The following is a 23,744-nucleotide window of genomic DNA, read 5'->3' on the forward strand; positions in this document are numbered from 1 at the left end:
GGTCCCATGAAAATCCTTTGTTGGGGTGAAGCACCCGAATCCCCCCTTTCAACGAGGCGTTTCTGTTAATCCCGGCCACCCTCCCCGGGACGGTTGCCGGACGCCGATTCGGATACCGGCGGGAGTGCCGAGGGGTAATTGCACGCGGCGAGGATCGCGTCGGCGTTCAAAGGTTTTTCTTCCGTCATGGTGGCGAGAAGGGAAGAGAGCGCGACAACCGAACCGGGGAGGCGGATGCCGAACACTTCCAGGGAGGGACAGGGGCGGCGGTTCCCCAGAACATAGTTCCGCGCACTCCAGCGGTCGACAACGATGCCTGCGGTGGCAAGGTACATGGAGACACGGGTGTACGGCATCGTCAGCCCGAGGGTGATGCAGAGGTCGACCATGGGCGAGCCGATCCGGGTGCCCGGGTAGAACGGCTCGTCGGCGCACCAGACGGTCCCGCAGATCGAGCAGGAGAACCGCCGGACCTCGACCCGGACCGTCCTCTTCCGGTCATCCTCAAGGAGGACGGCGAACTGTTTTTTCCTGGTATCGTACCCGGATGCCCTCCCCCCGCAGCGGGGGCACGGGCCGGATGTGCCGAAGACCGCGCCGTCGCATGCGGAGAGCGTCCCGCACAGGAGATCGGAGAGCATCGGGGGGATTCTGGGTTTTCTCATACCGGTCATTCCTTCCGGCACCCGGGACCGTAGCGAAGGACAGCGGGTAATCGTATTTCATTATTTCCTGGCTGTACTAAGCATGTCAGGTTCGATTATTTAAATTCCCACTGTTGTTCACCAGATTTCAGGAAAAATCCAGAATGCTTATATAATGTTCCGGTGTAACCGATCCTTCATTCAAATATAACTCATTAACAATCCATGAAAACCACCGTCCGTATCATCCGGTATGGAAGATCCCCGGGGAACATTTCATCAGTGTGCATGGAAGCCGCCTTGGGATCCATCACTGTTTTTGCGGGCGGCAACTGTGTGTGAACCAAGCGTGCATGTGTGGACAATTCAGGTGAACGTAAATGGCTGAAAACACTCTGTTAAAGTATGTACCAACGACCTGCCCGTACTGCGGTGTAGGCTGCGGTCTGAACCTTGTTGTCAATGACGGCAAGCTCGTCGGGGTTGAACCCTACAAGCGCAGCCCGGTGAACGAAGGCAAGCTCTGCCCCAAGGGCGCGACCTGCTGGGAACCGGTCCAGAGCCAGGACCGGCTGACCAAGCCCCTGATCAAGAAGGGTGACAAGTTCGAGGAGGCCTCGTGGGACGAGGCCCTCGATCTTATAGCGAAGAAGTTCAAGGAGACTTCCGACAAGTTCGGCCCCAAGTCCCTTGGGTTCCAGGTCTCGTGCCGTACCGTCAATGAGGACTGTTATATCATGCAGAAATGGGCACGGGTCGCGTTCAAGACGAACAATGTCGACAACTGCGCCCGCATCTGCCACGGCCCGTCAGTTGCCGGTCTCTCGCTCTCCTTCGGATCCGGGGCAGCCACCAACCCGTTCGAGGATGTGCTGAACTCCGACCTCATCGTCATGTGGGGTTCCAATGCGGTTGAGGCCCACCCGCTTGCCGCCCGGCGCGTCGTGCAGGCCAAGAAGAAAGGGATCCCGATCATCGTGGTCGACCCGCGGTACAGCGCAACTGCACGGCTCGCGGATGACTGGATCCGGTTCAACCCGTCCACCCACATCGCGCTCGCCAACTCCATGATGTACTGGATCATCAAGGAAGGCCTTGAGGACAAGGAGTTCATCAAGAACCGTACGAAAGGGTTCGATGACCTCAAGAAGACCGTCGAGAAGTATGCCGATGCCGAGAAGATCACCGGTGTCCCGACCGAGAAGGTCAAGGATTTTGCCCGTAAGTATGCCAAAGCAAAGAACGCGGTCATCATCTACTGCCTGGGCATCACCGAGCTCACCACCGGGACCGATAACGTCCGTTCGATGGGCAACCTTTCGATGCTCTGCGGCAACATCGGGCGCCCCGGCGTCGGTGTCAACCCGCTCCGCGGCCAGAACAACGTGCAGGGTGCCTGCGACATGGGCGCATACCCGAATGTCTACTCCGGCTACCAGAAGTGTGAGACAGCCGAGAACCGTGCGAAGATGGAGAAGGCCTGGGGAGTTACCGGCCTGCCTGACTGGTATGGTGCAACCCTGACCGAGCAGATCAACCAGTGCGGGGACCCGATCAAGGCGATGTACATCCTCGGTCTGAACCCGGTGGTCTCCTATCCCGATTCGAACCATGTGAAGGCGTCGCTTGACAAGCTCGACTTCCTCGTCATCCAGGACATTTTCTGGACCGAGAGCTGCCAGTATGCTGATGTCGTCCTCCCCGGTGCCTGTTTTGCCGAGAAGGACGGGACGTTTACGAGCGGTGAGCGGCGGATCAACCGTGTCCGGAAAGCTGTCGATGCCCCGGGCGAAGCGAAAACGGATATTGAAATTTTCATGCTGCTTGCAAAGAAGATGGGACTGAAAGGCTTCGACTTCAAGACCGCCGAAGATGTCTGGAACGATATGCGGGCATGCACTCCGTCCATGTTCGGTGCAACGTACGCAAAGATGGAGAAGCCCGAGTCCGTCCACTGGCCTTGCCCGACGGTCGAACACCCGGGGACCCCGATCCTGCATAGGGAGAAGTTCGCGGCTGCCGACGGCCTGGGGACATTCTTCGGCCTCGAGTACAAACCGCCGGCGGAAGTAGCGGATGCAGAGTTCCCATACACGCTCATGACCGGGCGTTGTATCTTTCACTACCATACGAGGACCCAGACGGACCGCAGCCCGACGCTGCACTACGAGGTACCCGAGTCCTATATCCAGATCAACACGCAGGATGCAAAAGAGCTCGGCATAAAGCAACACGAAAAGATCAAAGTACGCAGCCGCCGTGGCGAGACGATCACCATTGCACGGGTGACGGATGATGTGGCCCCGAAAGTGCTGTACATGCCAATGCATTTTAACGAGGGTGCCAACAACCTCACCAACACGGCGCTCGACCCGCTCTCCAAGATGCCGGAACTCAAGCACTGTGCCGTTGCAGTAGAAAAGATCAAGGAGGCGCAGTAACATGACCAAGAAAGGCGACATGCTCTATGCCTGGACGACAGATGCAGAGATCCAGAAGAAGGCGGAACTCGGCGGTGCGGTCACCGCCCTGTGGAAGTATGCCCTTGAATCCAAAACCGTGGATGCTGTTCTCGTGGTGACCAGGGGTGTCGACCTGTACGACGCGAAGCCCGTCTTCATCACCGATCCCAAGGATCTTACAAAGACCGCCGGTTCGCTCCACTGCGGTACGCTCCTGATCCCAAAACTCATAAAAAAATACCTTGACGGTGCCAGCGACAAAAAGATCGGCGTGACCGTCAAGGGCTGCGACATGATGGCGTTCTACGAACTTGCCAAGCGCAAGCAGATCGACCTCGACAACGTGATCATGATCGGCGTCAACTGCGGAGGGTCCGTCAGCCCGGTCCTTGCCCGGAAGATGATCGCCGACAAGTACGGGGTCGACCCCGAGGCCGTCCACAAGGAAGAGATCGACAAGGGCCAGTTCATCATCGAGTACGAGGGCGGCCATAAGGGCATCTCGGTCGACGAACTTGAGGAAGCAGGCTACGGGCGGCGGTCCAACTGCCGCCGCTGCAAGCTCAAGGTCCCGCGGCAGGCCGACCTCGCCTGCGGGAACTGGGGTGTCATCGGCCCCCGTGCCGGCAAGGCGACCTTCGTGGAAGTCTGCAGCGAGAAAGGTGCAAACCTTCTTGCCGGTGCCATCAAGAAAGGCATCCTCGAGACCGAGCCGGCAAACCCCAAGGGGCTCGACATCCGCGGGAAGGTCGAAGGCGCGATGCTCAAGCTCGGCGAGAAGTGGCGCAAGAAGGACTTCGAGGGGCTCGGGGAGGGCAAGGACCGTCTCAGGAAGATCATGACCGAGACTTCCCGCTGCATCAAGTGCTACCAGTGCATCGACCAGTGCCCGATCTGTTACTGTGTCGAGTGCACGACCAAGAACCCCGCCATGGTGCCCCCCGGCGAGCTCCCGGTCAGCTTCATGTTCCACCTGATCCGGTACGCCCACATCGCCTCGTCCTGCGTGAACTGCGGCCAGTGTGAGGAAGTCTGCCCTGCGGAGATCCCCAATGCGCTCTTCATGCACGCCCAGCAGGTGGAACTCGAGAAGATGTTCGGCCATACCCCGGGCATCAGCATGGAACTCCCGATCCTTGCCTACGCAGAGGAGAAAGTCGAGCGCGAGCGCCTGCATAATACCGGCAGCGACATGATCTATGAGAATGTGTTCAACCCGATAAAGAAATAATCCTTTTTTCATACCCTTCTTTAAAAAACCCTGATTCGACGGGATCAATTCGCAGTTTACCCAGACGCAGACCGTTATTGCGAGATTTGTCCAGAAGGATCGTAGTCTGACCGCTGCATGTGCCGTCCGCGTGAAAAGGGGGATTCAGGTTCCCGGGTATCCGGCCGGTGGCGCAGTTGGCGAAAGTTCCGTCAGGGTACTATCGTCCGCCATCCCGCGGATGATACCCGCATGAGATACGTCGTACCCCCCGATCCGTTTCAGGACAGCCTGGTACGAAGGGGAACGGATCAGACCTATGATCGTGCAGATGCGGGGATCCTCGAGCATCTCCTGCTGTACTGCCAGCTCGTAATTCTCGTATGCCAGCGGCACGAACCGGAGGCCGTACTTCCCGGCAATCCCGGAAGTGCACATGCCGGCATCGGCAAACCCGTTCCGGATCGCTGTTGCAACTGCCTGAGGGCCATATACCTCCTGCAGGTACCCGTTGATCCGTGCGGCCGGTATATCCCGCATCCGGAGAAGCGCATCGAAGACCTGGCGCGATGAGGAGTCTTTCCGGGTGTTGATGAAGCGGACACCGGGCAGGTCATCGAATGCAATCCCGTCGCGGGATGCGATCCCCTGTTCTATCTTGGCGATATGTACGAATGCCAGGTCCCGGGAGGGCCGGTGCTGCATGAAAGGATCACCCGTGGAAAACAGGGGCGATGCTATGGGAAGGCTCACCGGTGCAGCATGGCAGGCATGGCGTCTGAGCGCGAAAAATCCTCCGTCATTCCCGACATTGCTGGCATGAATGAACAGCCCCTCATCGTGGGCAATGGCGGCAAGTTCTTCGAGAGCGGGGTCAATGGAACCGGGGAAGAAAAGTGTCCGGTCGACACTTCCCGGATCAGTTGTCAGGAGTACGTCAAGCTCGTGGCCGGTTTCGTACCCTTCCACGGGTGCAGGAATATGGGTATACCCGTTTGCTTTGACGGTTGCCATCTGGACCACGGGCCCGCGCACAAATGGCGTGCCCCAGAGGGTAGTGCCGATCCGTCCCACGAAGACCGGGACAAACTCGTCGAATCCAAGATCGGAGGTGAGTGCCTGTGCGAGCCTGACCCGGACCGGATATTTCGGGGACGGCGGAAATCCCCAGGACTCAAGGAGTGGGGCGGCAAATTCCCGGAGGGCTGTCTGCGCAGCAAGGGGATATCCCGGCAGGCCAAGCACCGGTTTTCCCTGGATCTTTCCGAGCAGCACCGGTTTGCCGGGCTTGACCGCCACCCCGTGGAAGAGCAGTTCGCCAAGGGAGCTGATGACGTCTGCCGTAAAGTCCCGGGTGCCGGCCGATGAACCTGCTGAGATGATTACAAGGTCATTTTCCTTCGCCGCCGCAAGAAGTGATTCCGCAATCAGGTCGGGATCATCGCTGACGATCGGGAACCGCGTGCACTTCGCGCCGATCGCCCCGAGGAAGACCTGCGCCATGATCGTGTTGCTCTCGACAACCTGCCCCGGGCCGGGCCGGACCCCAAGCGGCACGAGTTCGCTTCCCGTGGGGATGATGCCGATATTGACTGCCCGGGCCTCGATATGGGTTATCCCGTAGGTTGCTAGTGCCCCTATGTCGAATGCCCGTATCACATGGCCTTTGGGGAGTACCAGCCGCCCCTCCCGGATATCCTCCCCAGCAGGGCGGACATGCTGCCAAGGGGCTGCCGATTTCCGGATCTGGAACCGGTCGCCAACCTCCCAGGTGTCCTCGATCATGATGACCGCGTCAAACTCCGGAGGAACGATATTGCCGGTATTGACCCGGGCAAACACCTCCAGTGTAACCGGCTCCCGGTCTGTTGCCCCGACCGTATCGCGGCTCCGGACCGCGATGCCGTCCATTGCGGAGATGTTCACCTCGGGCACGGAATATTTCGCATACACCGGTGCTGCAACAACCCGGCCTGTGGACCGGGTAAGCGAGACAATCTCCGTACACTGCGGTGCCTGAAATGACGACTTCATCAGGGAAAGCGCCTGTTCCAGAGAACAGAGCGAGAGATACCGTTTCACCATGTGTATACCTGTCCTGGTTGTTTCCATGCTCCTGTTCGTTGCTGACAGCGTTCTCCGTGCTGTTACGCTCCGCCCGTATATCGTATTGACTGAACCTTTTCCAGATGTAAAATACTATATCTTAATGTTCTTGGATAAAAGAATCGATTGGATTCTTGTCCATCATTGCCAAGAAAAAGGATCCTTTTATCCCACGGTGACGTTCTTTTCCACTTTTCCTACTGCGGCCAGGTAGACCGGCCACTGGGTCTCCGGATCAAGGTTTGCCAGTTTGACCATCAGGTCGTCATGGAACATGTCTGTAGGAAAGACTTCATACCCAAGACCTGCGGCAGCGAGGATGAGGTTCTGGCAGGTATGCCCGGCCTCGATCAGGACACTCCGGTACCCGCGGTTCCCCAGTGCCCAGACCGAGCGGTACGGCACGGCAACCCAGAGGAATGTGATGGCAGCCCGGGTCATAATCTTGAAGTTTAAGCTTGCCGTGCTCATCTCGAGCGTCAGGTCGGAATCGAGCCGTTCGGCAACAATGCTGTTTGACTTCGGGAGGTACCGGTACAGCCCTGTCTCCAGCCCTTCCACATCGCTTGCCACAAAGTAGGTCTCCAGCGGGTAGCGCGCACCACTTGACGGCACATTGCGGAGCTGGATGGTCTCTGCAACGATCTTCCTGAACCCCTGCGTGCACCAGAGCAGGTACGAGAGTTCCTTAAGATTGATACTGGAGCGGGAGAAGAACCCGACCGGCTCCCAGTTCTCGATGGCTTTCCTGACCGGTACGTCCGGTACCTTGAACCGTTTCGGGCTGGGGAGCTTGATAATTGTCTGGCCTTCCCTGACCGGGAGTTCGCGGGGGGGTTCCGGGACACGGAGAAGAAGGTCGACCGTGGAATAATCCGGGTACTGCGTTCCTTTGATGAATTCCTTACCAATATTTTTCATGACAACATCCTCATTAAATGGGTATTTTGAAACTGAAGGAAAAAGGGTACCGGTTGTTCCGGCCTTATGTGTGTGACGGGCAGGCGGTTCATGCCGCTGCTTTCAGGTACAGGTTCGCATACACGACCTGGCCCTTGCTCTTGGGGTGGCGTTCCCCGAGGTCGCCGATGTAGTGGTCGAGCTTTACCTTGACACCATCTACTTCCTTCTCAACGATGTCGACCTTCTGGAACCCGGGCATCATGAACTTGATATTCCCGAGCACGTACATGTCACCCTTGACCATCTGGCCGCCGACACGGCCCTCTACATCGCCTTTGATGATGACGGTACCGCCCTCTGCATGGGTGGAGACGTGGATGAAGGCGTTCTTCTCGATGATGATGGTGCCGCCAAGCATGAAGGTGCCGATATCATTGCCGGCACTTCCCTTGATCCGGATGGTGCCGCCCTTCATGCCCCTCCAGTCGCCGCGGTAGGCGCAGCCGACATGGTTCTGGGCATTGCCGTCCACAAGGATCTCGCCGCCATGCATCTGGATCCCGCAGAAGGAATCGACGTTGCCCTTGATGTGGATCTTGCCGCCTTTCATCCAGCCGCCGACATACATATCAGCATTGCCGTTGACGGTGACAGTCCCGGCGGTCATCTTGCTACCGATATACTTGACGCGGCTGCAGTCGCCGGCAATAACGACGTCGGTGTCTGCCGCTGAATCGCCGCCATTACCGCTGACCGTGAAGAAGTCACCAATCTTGACATGGATCTTGCCTTCGTGGCCCGGGAGCTCTGCAATCTGTGCAGCGGTCTTTCCTGCGAATGCGTCAGGGGTGATGCTGTAGCCCTCGAAGATGAGTTCGGAGATCTTGGTTGGTTTTAAGGTAACAGTTGCCATGATCGCACCTCAGGCCTCCACGTCGACATCGATGACGAACGGGTGCGGGGCGAGGTAGTCCCTGACCGGGTAGTTGATGAGGTCGACTGTGTATTCTTTCGTGAAGCTCTGGGTAATATCGCGCTTGACCTGCGGGTTCTCGGGCATCTTGACATTGACCCAGACGGTCCGCTTGTGGCCGTGGCTGATAACCTCGCCGTCCTTCACCACAACTTCGCCGGACTTGATGAAGCAGGCAGCCCGCTGGAACGCCTTCTCGATCTTCTCGGGGTCAGAGGGCATGCTCTTGTAGTTGAGGTCGAAGATACCGACATCGGCGTTCATACCGGGGGCAAGGCCACCATAGATATTGGACATGCCGAGGCACTTTGCCGGACCGGACCGGGTCATCTGGGCGATCTCGAAGAGGGTGAGTTCGCGGTCGATGTTGTGGATGGTCGTGGCGTCGATGACCTTGTCCTTGTGTTTGAACGAGTCGAGCACCGCTTCACGGGCCTTCTTGGACATCAGCCACTTGATAACCCGGGGGTACCGGGTGAACGGCCCTGCGTTCGGGTGGTCGGTGGTTATGAAGGTCCGGTTCATGTCCTTTGCATAGAGGGCAAGCTCAAGGCCGATCGCCCACTGGATGTCGCAGACCTTGATGTTCGGGTCGTACACGTACGGGACGACACCGGCAGCGGTCTCCATCTCGACATCGACATTTACCCATTTGAGATGGTTGAGGCTGTGGAGGTGGTGCTCGAAGGGACCGTCGGCAGTCATCGTGGTGGTCTCATCGAGGGTGACATTCCCGGTATCGACCGTGATCGTCTTGTTCTTGTTCACGTAGTCCATGACTTCCTTGGCCTTGGACTCGAAATCGCCCCAGCTGGTTCCGCCATACGAGTGGAACTGGAGATGGGTGGAGTGCATGACCTGCTCGCGGCCGAACTTGTTTTTTGTCTTGATGCCCTCGGCAAGCTTCAGGGAGTCGATGGTGCCCTCATAGTTACCGGGGTTCCCGAGGTTATTCTGGTGAATATGCATCGAGTGCGGGAGACCGAGGTACTCGTTTGCCTTGAGGAGACCGGTGATGATCTCACGGGGGGTGATCTCGAAGTACGGGACCGGGTCATCGAGGCTTAAGCAGTTGAGGCCCCAGCCCCAGGCGGCGGTGCCGCCGGGGTTGACGCACTTGACGCCAAAGCCCTTCGTGACATTGAGGAGCCAGGCGATATAGGCCGCCGTGTTCTCGACCTCGCCCTTCTTGAGGTAATCCATGACGAACCAGTTGTTCCCGAAGACCGGGAGTGCTGCCTCGTCGATGATCGGGGTGTCGTGGATCTCTTCGTGGATATGCGGGGAGTAGAGGGGGGGCATCGCGGCTTCCATGACGAACGCGTACCCCATCCTGGCATAGTCGTACCCGGTCTTGAAGGTGCTCGGGATCGAGAATCCGGACTCTATCCGGTAGCCCTTCTGCGCCATCGCGCTCCTGCAGGTTCCTGCACAGAGCTTGTCCTCGGGCCTGAACAGGCGGCCGATATTCACCTTGGGTCCTGCGACATGGGCGTGGACATCCACAGCGCCGGCCATGACGGTCTTGCCCTTTGCATCGATCACTTTTGCGGAGGAGCTGACCTTGTCAACGATCTTCCCGTCCTTGATGGCGACATCTGCGACATCGCCGTCCATCTTCCGGGTCGGGTCGACAACGAATCCGCCCTTGATGATAATTTCTCCTGATGCCATCTTCAGCTCACCGCCGGGTTCTGGGGGTATTTACGGTCTGCCTTTGCAACGAGCCAGATCGGCTCGGTGTTGGTCAGTTCGCACATCCGCTCGTACACACGGTCGAAGAGTTCTTCGTCGCTCGGTACGCCCGGCAGGCCCTTGATGACCGACCGGAACTGGATCGGGACATTGTCCATACGATAGACTACGCCCGGCTCGTCCACACCGGCAATCCTGACCGGGATGTGAAGGTCGGCGATCTCGCTTGCCATACAGAAGTTCGGGTCCACGGTGATCCACGGGTGCTTCTTGAGCTGCTTGACCGCCGGGATGGGGAAGTGGGCGCCGGCATCGGTGCCGACATTGACAAAGCAGTCCACTTCGTCCCGCATTGCAAGGTCGATCGAGCTCGTCTCGCCCGGGTTCATGTGGGCGTGGGTGCCCTTACTGAGGTCGATACAGTACGGGAACCCGAACTGCCAGGCCCAGACCTGGCCGGGACCGGTGATGTTGTAGTGGCCCCGCATTGCCATGATCGAGCACTTGGTGTGGGTATTGAGGTCGCGGGTCAGGCTGATGGCGGCATCGATGTTGTGGTTGCGGCCATCCGTGTGCGTGCAGCCCATACCGAAGAAGATCATGCAGAACTTGGCATTCTTCATGATCTCGACCGCCTCCTTAATCTTCTCTCTCGGGATACCTGCAACCTTCTCAGGGATGTCGAAGCCCCGGAGCACGGTCCGGAAGGCATCGAAGAGCTCGTAGTCATGGCCCTGGTCGAGCATCAGGTGGTGGTCGGCGAGTTTTGCGGTATCGGTTTCGCGCGGGTCGATAGAGAGGATGGTACGCTGCATCTGGCCCTTCTGGGTGAAGAAGCCGCGGGGGAAGATCGAGTACCGGGAGGTGTGGCGGGGGTGGGCGTGCATCGGGTTGCATCCCCAGAAGACAACGACATCGGCACGGTTCTTGACTTCTCCAAGGGTGCAGCTCGGGTAGCCATTATCGAACATGGCAAGGAACGATGGGCCGTGGCAGATGGTCGCACAGTTGTCGAGCACGGCACCGGCCTTCTCTGCGATGCGGGCGACGGCGCTCATGCCCTCGCAGTTGGTGGAGCCGAAGCCGTAGATGAGCGGTTTCTTGGCCGCGATGAGCGTCTTAGCGAAGTAGTCGACCGCCTCATCGTAGCTGATCTCCTTCATCGAGCCGTCCGGCTGGCGCATCCGCGGGAGTTTCGGGCGGGTTGGATCGTTCGCGTGGTGGAAGAGGTTATTCCCGATGATACAGGCGTTGTGCACCTCAAGGATCTTGGTCTCGTCATCGGAGACCAACACTTCGATGTCGTCGCAGGATGAGCCGCAGTACGGGCACCCGACGCCTTTGATCAGTTTTGGCATATTAGTTCCCTCCTTTCCAGAGCCCGACAGCGCCCTGCACGAGCTGGAGGGCGGTCTTGAGTTTTTCCTGGGGTGCCGGCTCGATGGTGACCGGGAACCCGCTGTACTGCGGAGTGCCGGTTGACTGGGTCCGCGGCGGGACGACCTGGTTGGCCCAGACGCCCTGCCGGATGTGGGCAAGGCCGGGTGGCACGTACTGGGTCGGCTCGATGGCTTTCACAATCACACTGCCGCATTCGCTGGTGACCCGCACATTGGTGTTTCTCCAGATGCCGAGTTTCTTCATGTCTTCAGGGTTCATCTCACAGATCGAGCAGGCGTCGAAGTAGTCAGGGTTGGTCTTCCCCTTCTCCATCGCAGCGCCTTCCTCGACCGAACGCTGGGTAATCATGTTCAGGGTAATTTTTGCCATGGTTCATCCTCGGATTATATCGATACCATCGCGCCGGTCTCGCCCCGTCCGGAGAGGGAGATCACATCATACGGGCAGGCCCCGACACACACCCCGCACCCTGCGCAGAGTTCCATCTTCACGTCAAGGCTGATCGATTTCCCGTCCTTGACATGGTAGATCTTCTCTTTTGTCACTGGGTTGACCGTGTGGAGCTCGAGGGCATTGACCGGGCAGGAAGCCACGCAGTTTCCGCAACCGGTACAGCGGTCTATGTTTACATGTACTGAAAACGCCATGCACATCACATCAAAATTAAAAGTTAATGTATCTTTCACAGACAGATCTTTGGTTCATTAAAATTAATAAACCTTTTGAAAATTACATTCATGGCTATTGAATCCGGCAAAGGATCAGACGATAAGATAGCGAATGAGGGCCTGTATCCTGTAAGAATTCACCGTTCTCTATTTCAATAAATCACGGTGCGGATTGAGTCGCTTTTGGCTCCTTCATCCAGAATACCTGAAATCATGCTATTTCCGGAATCAGGTAAAATCTTCTCTCACAATAAAACGATAACATTTACCAAATTATTTTTACTCTCCTGACAAATAGTGAAATGGTGTTAACTCGTGAGTCTCAACAACATCGACACCAAGCAGGTGAAGGAGTACAAAAAGGAGATCCAGGCGGATCCCAAACAGGCAAAATTCACTGCACGGATCGAGGGCGACTGGCTCTTTGAAGATGGCGGTCCGCAGTTCAGGTCCACGGTCAAGGTGAAGGACGGGACCTATACCATGGAGGCGAGTCACCCGAACTTCGCCGGCCCCGGCATCCGTCCCGGCCCGATGGCCTTCGGCCTCTTCTGGTTTGCGGCATGCTACACAAGCACCTATGTGACCGAAGCCGCCATGAGGAACATCCAGCTGAAGTCGGTGAAAACCAAAGTCGAGGCAGACCTCGATTACACCACGCAGTTCGATCTCGGGGACAGCCCGCTCGTGAACGAGTACCGGATCATCATCGAAGTATCCGGCGATGCGACCGATGCCCAGCTCAACGATCTCAAGGAGTATGCACTGAAGCGCTGCATGGGCATGTTCACGATCACCCATGCGATCCGGCTCAGACCGGAGCTGAAGATTCTCAGGTAAAATCTCAGAGGTTAACTATGTCAGATTACACAAAAATGTGGCAGTCACTGGGTCTTGATCTGAAGAACCATGACGCACTTCTCTCGGTTCTTGGAAAAGCGTATTCGGATATTTTCCTTTCACAAAAGAACCGCCCGGAGGGAATGAAGTACTTTGATTTTGTCATGAGCGAAGTTCACGGGCTCCGCATCAAGGAGCTTATGGATGCCAAAGCGCAGGGCCGGAAAGTGATCGGCTCTTATTGCGTTTTCGTTCCGGAAGAGTTGGTCCTTGCTGTGGACGGTGTAGCGGTCGGATTGTGCGCCGGAGCAGAATTCAATTTTGAAGGCGCTGAAACGTTACTGCCGAGGAACACGTGTTCGCTCATCAAAGCCGCGTTCGGGTTCAAGCTCGGCAAGGTATGCCCCTATCTGGAAGCCAGCGACGTTGTGGTGGGAGAGAATACCTGCGATGGCAAGAAAAAGGCCTATGAGATACTGGGCCCGCTGGTAAAAGACCTGTACGTCATGGACCTTCCCCAGACAAAATCTGAAATGGGCAGGGCTTTGCTGAAAGAGGAATACCGCAAGTTCATCGCAAAACTCGAAGAAGTTAGCGGGAAAAAAGTAACCGTTGCATCGTTGAAAAAGGCGGTCGAAATCGTCAATGCGAAACGGATGGCAATGAAAAGACTTGCCGCGATTCGCGCTGCCGATCCGGCGCCGATATCCGGACTTGACGCCCTGCTGGTAAACCAGGTCTTTTTCCATGATGACCCGCTCCGGTTTACCGAATCGGTCAATAAACTCTGCAACGAGCTGGAGATCCGGGTGAAAAACGGAACAGGCGTGTTTCCAAAGGGAACAACACGTGTAGTGGTTTCAGGATGCCCCATGGCCGTTCCGAACTGGAAAGTGCCTGTACTTATCGAATCAAGCAAGGCTGTGATCGTGGGCGAAGAATCCTGCGTGGGTGAACGGGGCACCCGATGGCTGACTGAAGTAAAGGGTAACACGGTGGATGAAATCCTTGATTCTATCACCGACCGGTACTTCAATATCGACTGCGCTGTCTTTACCCCGAACCCATCACGGGTCGATTACGTGAAAGAGATGACGAAAAAGCTCCACGCACAGGGTGTCATCCACTACAGCCTGCAATTCTGCCAGCCCTACATCATGGAAAGCGGTCCGGTTGAGAGAGAGCTGGAAAAGTCGGGCGTGCCGACATTGCGCCTGGAAACTGATTACAGCCAGGAGGATACCGGACAGCTCAAGACAAGGATTGAGGCATTCGTCGAGCGCCTGAAGAAAAAATGAGATACGCGGGAATTGACATCGGATCGCGTACCATCAAGCTTGCCGTGCTTGAAAACGGCAAGCTTGTCCTTTCCCGCAAGTCGGTCACATCTCACAACCCGCTCGAGACGGCGCAGGATCTTATGGACGGTGCGGTATTCGATGGTATCATTGCTACCGGATACGGGCGGCATCTGATCAAAGGGCATTTTGCCTGTCCGGTGATCAGTGAGATAACGGCTTTTGTCTTGGGTGCCCGGTTTTTCACGACCACCTGCGGATCAATTCTTGATATCGGCGGACAGGACACAAAGGCCATTTCACTGGATAGTGAAGGCAATTTATGTAAATTCGAGATGAACGACCGGTGTGCTGCTGGGACAGGCCGTTTCCTTGAGGTCATGGCGACTGTGCTCGGGTTCACCCTGGAAGAATTCTCGGCAGCGGCTCTTTCTGCCCGGAGAGCAGGGAAGATCAACAGCATGTGTACCGTGTTTGCAGAATCTGAGGTTGTGTCTCTCACTTCACAGGGCGCGAATCGCAATGAGGTGGCGTTGGGTATTCACAAGGCCATTGTAAGCCGTTCCGCGGGTCTCCTGAAACGGGTTGCACCACCGGGGAGAATATTTTTTGCCGGAGGTGTTGCGTTGAACGACTGCGTGAGAATCCTTCTCGAAAACGAGATGGGCAGACCTGTTTTTGTCCCACCCGATCCTCAAATCGTGGGTGCGATTGGGGCCGCGCTGAGCGCATCAGAAGAGGGGTAGGTTCGCATCCCGTTTTTTTATCGATACGGTCTTGAATTCCAATATGGAATCTTTTTTTTTAACTTTGTGAAATACACGAAACAGGAAAATTGCATCGAAATCCATCCAATTTTCTCATACCGAGGGCTCCCCGCATCAGGGCCTCGCGCGGGATTGGGGTTCATCAGAAGCATGAAGGTCGGCTAGGGTCTCCCTTCACGTCATCAATGTTTTTCAAACATCTCTGACCACGAAATCGAGAAGAACCGTCAGGTTCTTCGAGTCATGACGGGGTAATTACCGGTCTCCAAACATGGCCGGATTTGAGGCCGCCACGGAGCCATCTGATTTTAAAAGAATATGACCCGCTGGTGGCCGGCCTGCACGCCCTTTGGCGGGTAAAAGAGCAGCTGACCGAGTTCCGTCATCCCGATGTCCAGCACGGCATTCAGTTTCGGGTTCTTACTCATGCCCCTCCGGTGCAGTGAGGGCTGGAATGCATAGAACTGGAGTTTCTCATTGCCGGCAACGGCATTGATGATCTCCGGGAGGCTGAAAAATTCCGACTCTTCGTCCCGCGTATGATTACCTGTGAGGGTATAAATGCCATCCTCGATGAAGATCACCCTCGTCAAGATGCCCTGGGCAGCGCAGGCGACAGCAAGGGAGAGTGCCCCGGATGCCATCTCCGTTCCATAGGGTGTCCGGGTGATAAGAATGATGAGTGGGGGAGCCCGGCCGCTTTCCCGGGGGGAGAAGGAATGTTGCTGCGCTTCCTTTATCAGTTGTATGGATACGACATTATCCCCGAGGATGGTATGGTTATGCCCGAATCTCTCGATCAGCTCGCTGATGGAACGGATCCGGAACGGCCGTATGGTACACGCCGAGACCACTTGGCCCTTCCCGTCATCCCAGGTACTGTACCCCCGTTCGGTAGCATAGCGGCTGCAGGCGATCATCTGGCACTGCAGCCCTTTCTTTGCTGCTTTGTCTGCAACCTCCTCCAGTCCCTTGCCGATATTCCCGCGCTCGGTCGGGTGCTGGCCCGTATGACTCAGGTGGACACCGTCGAGATACGCATACAACTCTACCGAGGCATGGACCTCGAGGGCTGCAGCCAGGCATCGTACCGCGGAGACTGATGAGTGGTTCATATACGGTGATTCAACCTGCAGGTACCCGATTGTGCTCGGTACCGGCTGTTCATGCTGCCGTGCGATCTTTGCCACGTCGTTCCAGAATGACTGCTGGCCACTGATGCCAAGACGATTGTGATCAATCACCTGGTCGTGGTATTTCATCTTCAGGCCTTCGATGGAGATGCCCCGGAGGGCGAGCTCGTGCCGGTCGCAGATGATCAGGACTGATGGCAGCGAGAGGATGATCTCCCAGATCCGTACCGTTTCAGGTTCAATGAGGCTGTAAAGTGCGTCCCCGGTAAGAAGGAAAGTAAAGATGCCCTCTTGTTGTGCAGTATGGTGCAGGAGGTTCTCGGGATTGAGCTTCACGAAGAAAAATTTCAGGCTCTCCTCGATCCAGCCAAGCCGCTCCTGCGTAATAGCCCCTCCGAGGAGAAAAAAATGTACGGTCATGACGTCATTCTCTGTTAAAGGTATACGAACATGATTATTATGGGTTGTGTTAAAAGCGTCTGGTTATTTTTACGGGGTTATGGGAAGATGCCACGGAAAGATAGTATTATGATGAATTATTCTCGGCCATTTTTTCGCGGACTTCATCGATATGCATCACCATATCAAACGCCGGACCGGTGAGGCAGTATCCCTGCTTGTCGAGAGCATAGACCGGGAACTTCACAAGCTCCTCCGGTACCGGCTGGGCCGTGAGTTTCTTGAAATTGAGAAGGTCCCGGATATTCAGGCCGATCTTGTCGCAGATCTCCCTGAGCTCTTTGATCCAGCGCTTTAAATCCCGCACGTCCGAACCGTCCCACTTGAAGACCTGGTAGATCTTCATGTAGGCATCACGTTCGAGGATGATATGGGTGGAGGTCTTGTCTGATTTCAGATAAAATTCAAGGAAGGTCCGGCAATCCTTGATATTCTGGGCGTTCTCGTAGGCAACCGCCCGGCACTCCTTTATGAGGGTTGTTTTATCCTCGGTTGCCATGTTTGTTTCCAGTAGCCCGATCTGCTTGGAAAGTTCCTTGAGGTCGTCCTCGGTATTTTTGAGTTCGGCAATGATGTCCTCAAACTTCTGGTTGAGTTCCACACCGAAGAAGGCCTCCATGTATTCGGACTTCTGCGTCATCTGTACATAATAGGAAAGGATATTGTATAATCGTTAGTACGGTGATAACATCTATCCATGTAAGCCACCCATAGAATGGTGCTATGTCACGACGCCAGTCACCCCCGGCCAGCCAGGATCTCTTTACCCGCGGCGGGATCATTACCGAACGCGATCCCGGCTTCTGTATCGTCCGCCTCCGCATGCCGGCCGGCATGATCACGCCTGCCCGGATGAAAGGGCTGGGGGAGATCGCAGCCAAATACGGGATTAAGAACACCCATCTCACTACCCGCCAGACCATTGAATTCCCGCATGTTGACCCTGCTATACTCGCAGAGCTTGTCGATGATCTCGCTGCGAATGGCACACCGCTCGGTGCCGAGCGTGAGGAGGTCGTGAATGTCACTGCCTGTCTCGGGAACCGGCACTGCAAGTTCGGCATCATCGATTCCGTGGGCCTGGCTGAAGAGATCGATAAGAATTTCTTCGGCAAGGAACTCCCGGTGAAAGTGCGTATTGCCATCTCCTCCTGCCCCAATGGCTGCGAGAGCGAGAGGCTCAACGAGATCGGGATCACCGGTATCCAGCGGCCGATCCGTGACCCCGGGCTCTGCACCGGCTGCGGCACCTGCACCCACTACTGCCGGGAGAAGGCGATCGAGGTCCAGGACGGCATCATCGTCCTCACTACTGCCAAATGCATGGAGTGCGGGTTCTGCATCATGCCCTGCCCGTTCCATATCATCCGGGGTTCCCCCCCGGAGTACCGCATCACGGTGGGCGGCCACCGGGGCCGGCACCCGAAGATCGGTCGGCACCTGATAGACGTAAAGTCTCAGGAAGATGTGATCCGAGTTGTGGACAAGATCATCTACTGGATCTACCGGCAGGCTTCGACCGGCTCGCTCCTGCCGGAGCAGCTGGACGAGCTCGAATTCGATGAGTTCAAGAAGTCGATTGTCAAGATGATCGAAGCATAACCGGATCGTTGCCGGTTCCGGTACCTCCAGAAGCCGGTTACCGGGTATATTCCCGGGAGCATACACTTTTTTTATCAGACATGGTAAGCACGCGCCATTCCTGTTCACGGAATCACTGGAGAAGGAGGGGGTCGTAAAGGTACATTCATTATTACAATCCGATGTCCCGCGGTCATTCTTACATTTCCTGATTGCCGGATTTTCTGACGTGACGAAGTATGAGATCCCGGTTGTTGCGGAACCATATTCTCTGGACGATATCCTCCCCGGATATCATTTGTACCCATGTGACCCCCTCAATGATAGTCTGACTTAAGGGCCATTTTTCAGAATGTTTATATCGGAGATTTGAGTGAGAGATAGTATACGGGTTTTGAGGGGGTCGCGTGGGTACATTTATTGGAGACGCCAGCCCATGCGCAGTGAATTGATTTTAAAAAAAAAATTCGTTCGTGAGAAGTCACACGTAAAGTACTATTTGGAGATCTGCACCGGGTATTTCCCTGACTACATTCCGGCACAATCCTTATCTTCTGCACCGTCCCATTGCCGCGTAAGGCACCATCCAGGGTGCCCGGGAGAAAACCATGAACATGGTCTGGGACAGATATGTATCTAATGGTATCCGTGAACTGGGATACGATGTCGCGACAAGAACAATGGCAGTGGTGTTTGCGGATAAGACCAGGAAGTACCACGCACCGATACCCTATCCGCTCTATGCATCGATCTTCCACGCAAAGTTTCCCTTACGGCTCTACAAGCAGGTTGTTGCAGGAAAAATCCCCACGGTCAGCGTGACATAAATACGGGAAAAAGATGGGAGACAGAAGAGTCGGGAGCTTTGCGTAGGTTCGATTCCGAATCCGTTTTTATCGTGATAATTCAGATTTCAGTTTCTTACCGGAGTCCGGGAGATAGCCGGATATTTACATGAGAGAGCCTTCGGTTGGGTTCCCATGGCAATTGAGCACCCTCCTGTATCCCAACTCTTATCCCCTTTTCCATTCCATTTTCACATGAGGCACTCTCGTTTGTGTCTGGGAGAGCAAACCATGACTATGGTCTGGAACAGGCACGTATCCAACCGGATTCGCGAGATCGGATACGATATCGCTGCAGGAACGATGGCAGTCGTCTTTTCGGATAAAACAATCAGGTATCATGCGCCGGTATCGTATTCCCTTTATACCATGATCTCCCACGCAACATTCCCGGAACGGCTTTACCGGCAGATGGTTGACGGGATCATCCCCACGGTAAGCGGGCCGGTCCTGAAGCGCGGCTAATAGTGAATCTCCGGAGGGGACATGGCCCTCGCAAATCAGATTTTTTTGCAATGCTTCAGGTACGAGTCACGCGCAGGGACTTTTGGGATGGGGTATCCCTTCAGGTACCAGGAGAAAATTCTGATATAAAAAGGAGCGTGAACCGAAGGTTCACCTTAGTAATTGATAGTCCGCATCGCCGTGAGGGTGTCGGGCACCACCTTGCGATAGTAGGACTTGGGGTGACCGCAGGTCGGGCACTTCCAGTCGGCCGGGATATCGGCAAAGTCCGTCCCGGGTTTGATCGGTGCTGCCGACATGATCTTGCACTCGTACTGTTGCATCCTGTCCGTGTTGCACAGGATGGTGGTGAAAGCCTTCGTTTCGCCGACCGCCGGGTCATAGACATGACCGCACATCATGCATCTGTATTTGTCCATCGTGATAACCTCCTTAAAGATCTCCTTAAAATTATTTTTTCATGAAGAGCTTGCCGTACACGGTCTCGCCCTTCCGCTTGGGGTGGCGCTCGCCAAGGTCACCGATGAACTCGACGAAGTTTGCCTTGGTGCCATCGACATCGAGCTCGACTTCCCTGACGGGCTTGTAACCGGGCATCATAACGTTGATCGAGCCAAAGACATAGATCTCGCCCTTAACGAGCTGGCCGCCGACACGGCGGTTCGCATTTCCCTTGAGGATGATCTTGCCGCCTTCCATGTGGGTCCCGAGGTGGATGTCGACATCGCCCTCAATGATCAGCGTACCACCGGTCATGAAGGTCGCGACATCGGAGCCGGCATTGCCCTTCACGCGGAGGACACCGCCGCTCATGCCGCGCCAGTCGCCACGGTAGGCTGCGCCAAGATAGTTGCCTGCGTTGCCGTTGATGGTAAATTCGCCGCCTGCCATCGCGAGACCGCAGAATGAATGGACGTCCCCGTTGACAACGAGTTTGCCGCCCTTCATCCAGCTGCCGGTGTACATATCGCAGGCCGAGTTGACGACTACTTCGCCAGCCGTCATCTTCGCACCAATGTACTTCATCTTCGTGCAGTCGCCGTTGACGATAATCTTTGTGTCAGCTGCAGTCGGGCCCGCTTCCCCGGCTATGGTGAAGTAATCACCGAGCGTGGAGATCTCCCTACCCTGGAAAGCGCCGAGTTTTGCAATCTGGTCAGCCTTCTTGCCGGCAAATGTGTCGGGATTGACGTTCTCGCATTCCAGGAAAAGTTCCGGGGTCTTTTTTACAGTGAGTGTAACCGTGTTCATCCTTTTCACCTCACTGGGTCGCATCCACGGCGATGATGTGCTGGTGCGGTGCATAGCTCTCGGGTACCGAGTAGTTGTTCTCGTTCACGCTATAATAGCGGAGGAACTTCTCGCGGACATCATGCATGACTTGCTTGTTCTCAGGCACTTTTGCATCCACCCAGAATGTCTTCTTCTGGCCCATATCGACAACCTTGCCGCCCTCGACACAGATCCTGCCGTCCTTGAAGAGGTAGGCGACCTGGGCAAATGCCTTCTCGATCTCGGGCCCGGTTGACGGGAACTTGTCGGGGTTGATGTTGTAGATGGCGATATCGGCATTCATACCGGGTTTTAAGCCACCGTAGTCTTTCATCAGGCCGAGTGCCCTAGCTGGGCCTGCACGGGTCATCTGGGCGAGCTCGTAGAGCGAGATCTCGCGGTCCATGCCGGACAGGTTCGTTGCGGAGATGACCTTGTCGGCTTTTTTGAAGGAGTTGAGGCGTTCGTTACGGACCTTCTCGGACATGAGCCACGAGTAGACCCGCGGGTAGCGGGTGAACGGTCCTGCGTTCGGGTGGTCGGTGGTGATGAAGCAGCGCATCGGGTCCTTTGCATAGAGTGCAATTTCTAGCCCGACTGCCCACTGGCTGGCGAAGACGGCGTTGTCCGGATCATAGATGAAGGGTACAACACCGGCAGCGGTCTCGAGTTCCACGTCCACGTTGAACCATTTGAGGTGGTTGAGGCCGTGGAGGTGGTGCTCGAACGGACCATCCGCAGTCATCGTGGTGGTCTCGTCAAGGGTGACGTTACCGGTATCGATGGTGAGGTTCTTCTGCCTGTTGACGTAGTCCATGACTTCCTTTGCACCGGACTCGAAGTCTCCCCAGTTCGTGCCCTTGTAGGAGTGGAACTGGAGGTGCGTGGAGTGCATGACCTGTTCGCGGCCGAAGTTGTTCTTGGGCTTGACGCCTTCTGCAAGCTTCAGGGTATCGATCGTGGTCGTGTAGTTACCGGGGTTTCCGAGATTGTTCTGGTGAATGTGAAGCGAGTGGGGGAGACCCAGGTACTCGTTTGCCGCCATCAGGCCTTTCGTGATCTCGGCCGGAGTGATCTCAAAGTACGGGACCGGGTCGTGGATGCTGAGACAGTTCAGCCCCCATGCCCAGGCTTCCGTACCGCCGGGATTGACGCTCTTGATACCATATCCCTTGGTCTGGCGCAGCACCCAGGCAACGTAGGCTGCGGTGTTCTCGATCTCCTGGTTCTTGAGGTATTCAAGGATGAACCAGTTGTTGCCGAAGACCGGGAGTGCAGCTTCGTCAATGATCGGGGTGTCGTGGATCTCTTCGTGGACGTGCCGTGCATACAGCGGGGGCATCGCGGCTTCCATCGCAAACGTGAACCCCATGCGGGCGTACTCGTAGCCGGTCTTGAAGACGGTCGGGATTGACTTGCCGCCTTCGATACGGGTGATGCCGGCTGTTTTGTGGGAGTCGAAATGCTTGTCCTCGGGACGGTACCAGCGGCCGGCGTTGACTTTGGGACCTGCCACGTGGGCATGGATCTCAAGGGCACCTGCCATGACGGTCTTGTCCTTGGCGTCGATAACCTTCGCACCGGAGCCAACTTTGTCGACTATCTTGCCGTCTTTGACGGCAATATCCGTCTTATCGCCCTTGATACCCTGTACCGGGTCAAAGACGCGGCCATTCTTGATGATGAATTCTGACATTTACGCGCCTCCCTTGGCAAGGAGTTCGTCAACACGGAGATTGATCTTCGTTAAGAGTTCCTCGTCGGTGAGCACACCTTCTGGTGGGTCGACGACCTTGCGGGTCTCAATCGGGACGTTGTCCATACGATAGGCGCAACCCCCGACTTCGACACCGACCAGGGCGACCGGGATGTGGAGATCCGAGATCTCGGTAGTACAGTTGATGTGCGGGTCGATCGTGACGGTCGGTTTCTTGGAGCTGCTGATCATTGCATCGACCGGGAAGTGTGCACCCGGGTCGGTGGCGATGTAGAAACATGCCTCGACTTCGTTGCGGTTGAGGAGGTCGACGGAGGTCGTCTCGCCAGTCTGGTGGCGTGCCTGGTCTCTCCTTGAGACGTCGACGGCGTACGGGAACCCGTACTGCCAGCCGAGCACCTGGCCGGAACCGGTAACGTTCCAGTGGCCCCGCATGGCCATGATCGCGAATTTCGTGTAGTCGTTCATGTCGCGGGTCAGATTGATGGCGATATCGATATTGTGGTTCCTGCCCATGGTGTGGGTGAGGCCCATGCCGAAGAAGATGATGCCGAAGCGGGCTTTCTTTAAGTCCTCAACGATCTCATAGATCTTCTCTTTCGGGATGCCACCAACGGTGTCCGGGAGGACTTCGCCGCGGGCTGCGACCCTGAAGGCATCCAGGAGCTCATAATCGAAGCCCTGCTGGACCTGGATGAATTCGTCGGCAACTTTTGCTGTGTCCGTGTACCGGCAGTCAACGCAGTAGATCTTCCGGCCCTTGTGGCCCTTTACAGTGAAGAAACCTCGCGGGAAGATGGAGTAGCGGGACATGTGGCGGGGGTGGGCGTGAGCCGGGTTGCATCCCCAGAAAATGACGCGATCAGCACGGTTTTTGATCTCACCGAGCGTGCAGCTCGGGACACCGACATCCTCGATGGCGATCAGGGACGAGCCGTGGCAGACGGTTGCACAGTTGTCGACAATGGCCCCGACCTTCTCGGCAATCTCATGGCCGATGCTCATGGCCTGGCAGCTGGTGGAAGCCCAGCCGTACATCAGGGTCTTTCGGGACTTGACGAGCATCTTGGCTGTCCAGTCAATCGCCTCATCGTAGGTGACCTCCTTATACGAGCCGTCAGCCTGTCTCATCCGCGGGCGCATGACCCGGCCCGGGAGCCGCTGGTGGTTGAACTTCTCGGCGCCGATGGCGCAGGCGTTCTTGACCCCAAGGATGGTCTTGTTGTCATCGGATACCGAAACGATAAGGTCATCGCACAGGGTACCGCAGAACGGGCAGATAACATCAGTAACTTCTTTTGGCAT

The 23,744-nt window shown here is 56.2% G+C and carries 22 protein-coding genes; 8 read left to right on the forward strand and 14 right to left on the reverse strand.

Annotated elements, in window-relative coordinates:
* Positions 1–65: 65 nt before the first annotated feature.
* Positions 66–665: a hypothetical protein gene (locus tag ABSB80_RS03245; protein WP_428368111.1), complete on the reverse strand. Its 600-nt coding sequence runs from the start codon at positions 663–665 to the stop codon at positions 66–68.
* A 359-nt stretch (positions 666–1,024) separates the two neighbouring features.
* Between ABSB80_RS03245 and fdhF the strand changes: the two genes are divergently transcribed.
* Together fdhF and ABSB80_RS03255 are read left to right on the forward strand one after the other, a co-directional pair.
* Entirely contained in the window at positions 1,025–3,085 is a 2,061-nt protein-coding gene (fdhF, locus tag ABSB80_RS03250) for a formate dehydrogenase subunit alpha (RefSeq protein ID WP_428368113.1), read from the forward strand.
* Position 3,086: 1 nt separating this feature from the next.
* The gene (locus ABSB80_RS03255) at positions 3,087–4,337 is read left to right on the forward strand and encodes a Coenzyme F420 hydrogenase/dehydrogenase, beta subunit C-terminal domain (protein ID WP_428368115.1); all 1,251 of its coding nucleotides are present in this window, start codon (positions 3,087–3,089) and stop codon (positions 4,335–4,337) included.
* 144 nt (positions 4,338–4,481) lie between these two features.
* Here the strand turns inward: ABSB80_RS03255 and ABSB80_RS03260 are convergent, their stop codons facing one another.
* From ABSB80_RS03260 to ABSB80_RS03290, 7 genes are all read right to left on the reverse strand, one after another.
* Positions 4,482–6,401 (reverse strand): molybdopterin biosynthesis protein, encoded by a 1,920-nt coding sequence (locus ABSB80_RS03260; RefSeq protein WP_428368117.1) that lies wholly within the window; start codon positions 6,399–6,401, stop codon positions 4,482–4,484.
* A 186-nt stretch (positions 6,402–6,587) separates the two neighbouring features.
* Positions 6,588–7,343, reverse strand: coding sequence for a SagB/ThcOx family dehydrogenase (locus ABSB80_RS03265; protein WP_428368119.1), 756 nt, complete (start codon positions 7,341–7,343; stop codon positions 6,588–6,590).
* Positions 7,344–7,431: 88 nt separating this feature from the next.
* Entirely contained in the window at positions 7,432–8,238 is an 807-nt protein-coding gene (locus tag ABSB80_RS03270) for a formylmethanofuran dehydrogenase subunit C (RefSeq protein WP_428368121.1), read from the reverse strand.
* Positions 8,239–8,247: 9 nt separating this feature from the next.
* Positions 8,248–9,972 carry a formylmethanofuran dehydrogenase subunit A gene (locus ABSB80_RS03275; protein ID WP_428368123.1) on the reverse strand — a complete coding sequence of 575 codons (1,725 nt, stop codon included), beginning with the start codon at positions 9,970–9,972 and terminating at the stop codon, positions 8,248–8,250.
* 2 nt (positions 9,973–9,974) lie between these two features.
* Positions 9,975–11,351, reverse strand: coding sequence for a formylmethanofuran dehydrogenase subunit B (locus ABSB80_RS03280; RefSeq protein ID WP_428368125.1), 1,377 nt, complete (start codon positions 11,349–11,351; stop codon positions 9,975–9,977).
* A 1-nt stretch (position 11,352) separates the two neighbouring features.
* A complete protein-coding gene (locus ABSB80_RS03285) occupies positions 11,353–11,763 on the reverse strand; it encodes a molybdopterin dinucleotide binding domain-containing protein (RefSeq protein ID WP_428368127.1) in 411 nt (136 codons plus the stop codon).
* Positions 11,764–11,777: 14 nt separating this feature from the next.
* Positions 11,778–12,041, reverse strand: coding sequence for a 4Fe-4S binding protein (locus ABSB80_RS03290; protein WP_428368129.1), 264 nt, complete (start codon positions 12,039–12,041; stop codon positions 11,778–11,780).
* A gap of 336 nt (positions 12,042–12,377) precedes the next feature.
* Here ABSB80_RS03290 and ABSB80_RS03295 point away from each other — a divergent pair, with 336 nt between their 5' ends.
* From ABSB80_RS03295 to ABSB80_RS03305, 3 genes are read left to right on the forward strand one after another with little or no spacing between them, the layout of a single operon-like run.
* A complete protein-coding gene (locus tag ABSB80_RS03295; protein ID WP_428368131.1) occupies positions 12,378–12,902 on the forward strand; it encodes an OsmC family protein in 525 nt (174 codons plus the stop codon).
* Positions 12,903–12,919: 17 nt separating this feature from the next.
* Positions 12,920–14,200 (forward strand): double-cubane-cluster-containing anaerobic reductase, encoded by a 1,281-nt coding sequence (locus ABSB80_RS03300; protein ID WP_428368133.1) that lies wholly within the window; start codon positions 12,920–12,922, stop codon positions 14,198–14,200.
* Entirely contained in the window at positions 14,197–14,946 is a 750-nt protein-coding gene (locus ABSB80_RS03305) for an acyl-CoA dehydratase activase (RefSeq protein ID WP_428368135.1), read from the forward strand. Before ABSB80_RS03300 ends, ABSB80_RS03305 begins: the two co-directional genes overlap by 4 nt.
* A 329-nt stretch (positions 14,947–15,275) precedes the next feature.
* Here ABSB80_RS03305 and ABSB80_RS03310 read toward each other — a convergent pair whose 3' ends face one another.
* Positions 15,276–16,520 carry a DsrE family protein gene (locus ABSB80_RS03310; RefSeq protein ID WP_428368137.1) on the reverse strand — a complete coding sequence of 415 codons (1,245 nt, stop codon included), beginning with the start codon at positions 16,518–16,520 and terminating at the stop codon, positions 15,276–15,278.
* Between the two features lie 106 nt (positions 16,521–16,626).
* Entirely contained in the window at positions 16,627–17,199 is a 573-nt protein-coding gene (locus ABSB80_RS03315; RefSeq protein ID WP_428368139.1) for a hypothetical protein, read from the reverse strand.
* 83 nt (positions 17,200–17,282) lie between these two features.
* Here ABSB80_RS03315 and ABSB80_RS03320 point away from each other — a divergent pair, with 83 nt between their 5' ends.
* The 3 genes from ABSB80_RS03320 (at position 17,283) to ABSB80_RS03330 (ending at position 19,450) form a co-directional block, all read left to right on the forward strand.
* Positions 17,283–18,161: a ferredoxin-like domain-containing protein gene (locus tag ABSB80_RS03320; RefSeq protein WP_428368141.1), complete on the forward strand. Its 879-nt coding sequence runs from the start codon at positions 17,283–17,285 to the stop codon at positions 18,159–18,161.
* 587 nt (positions 18,162–18,748) lie between these two features.
* Entirely contained in the window at positions 18,749–18,967 is a 219-nt protein-coding gene (locus tag ABSB80_RS03325) for a hypothetical protein (RefSeq protein ID WP_428368143.1), read from the forward strand.
* 249 nt (positions 18,968–19,216) lie between these two features.
* A complete protein-coding gene (locus tag ABSB80_RS03330) occupies positions 19,217–19,450 on the forward strand; it encodes a hypothetical protein (RefSeq protein WP_428368145.1) in 234 nt (77 codons plus the stop codon).
* A 155-nt stretch (positions 19,451–19,605) separates the two neighbouring features.
* Here the strand turns inward: ABSB80_RS03330 and ABSB80_RS03335 are convergent, their stop codons facing one another.
* From ABSB80_RS03335 to ABSB80_RS03350, 4 genes are read right to left on the reverse strand one after another with little or no spacing between them, the layout of a single operon-like run.
* A complete protein-coding gene (locus ABSB80_RS03335; RefSeq protein WP_428368147.1) occupies positions 19,606–19,869 on the reverse strand; it encodes a rubredoxin in 264 nt (87 codons plus the stop codon).
* A 31-nt stretch (positions 19,870–19,900) separates the two neighbouring features.
* Positions 19,901–20,701 (reverse strand): formylmethanofuran dehydrogenase subunit C, encoded by an 801-nt coding sequence (locus ABSB80_RS03340; protein ID WP_428368149.1) that lies wholly within the window; start codon positions 20,699–20,701, stop codon positions 19,901–19,903.
* 10 nt (positions 20,702–20,711) lie between these two features.
* Positions 20,712–22,418: a formylmethanofuran dehydrogenase subunit A gene (locus ABSB80_RS03345; protein ID WP_428368151.1), complete on the reverse strand. Its 1,707-nt coding sequence runs from the start codon at positions 22,416–22,418 to the stop codon at positions 20,712–20,714.
* Positions 22,419–23,744 (reverse strand): formylmethanofuran dehydrogenase subunit B, encoded by a 1,326-nt coding sequence (locus tag ABSB80_RS03350; RefSeq protein ID WP_428368153.1) that lies wholly within the window; start codon positions 23,742–23,744, stop codon positions 22,419–22,421.

The organism is Methanoregula sp. (assembly GCF_050010295.1).
Lineage (GTDB): Archaea > Halobacteriota > Methanomicrobia > Methanomicrobiales > Methanospirillaceae > Methanoregula.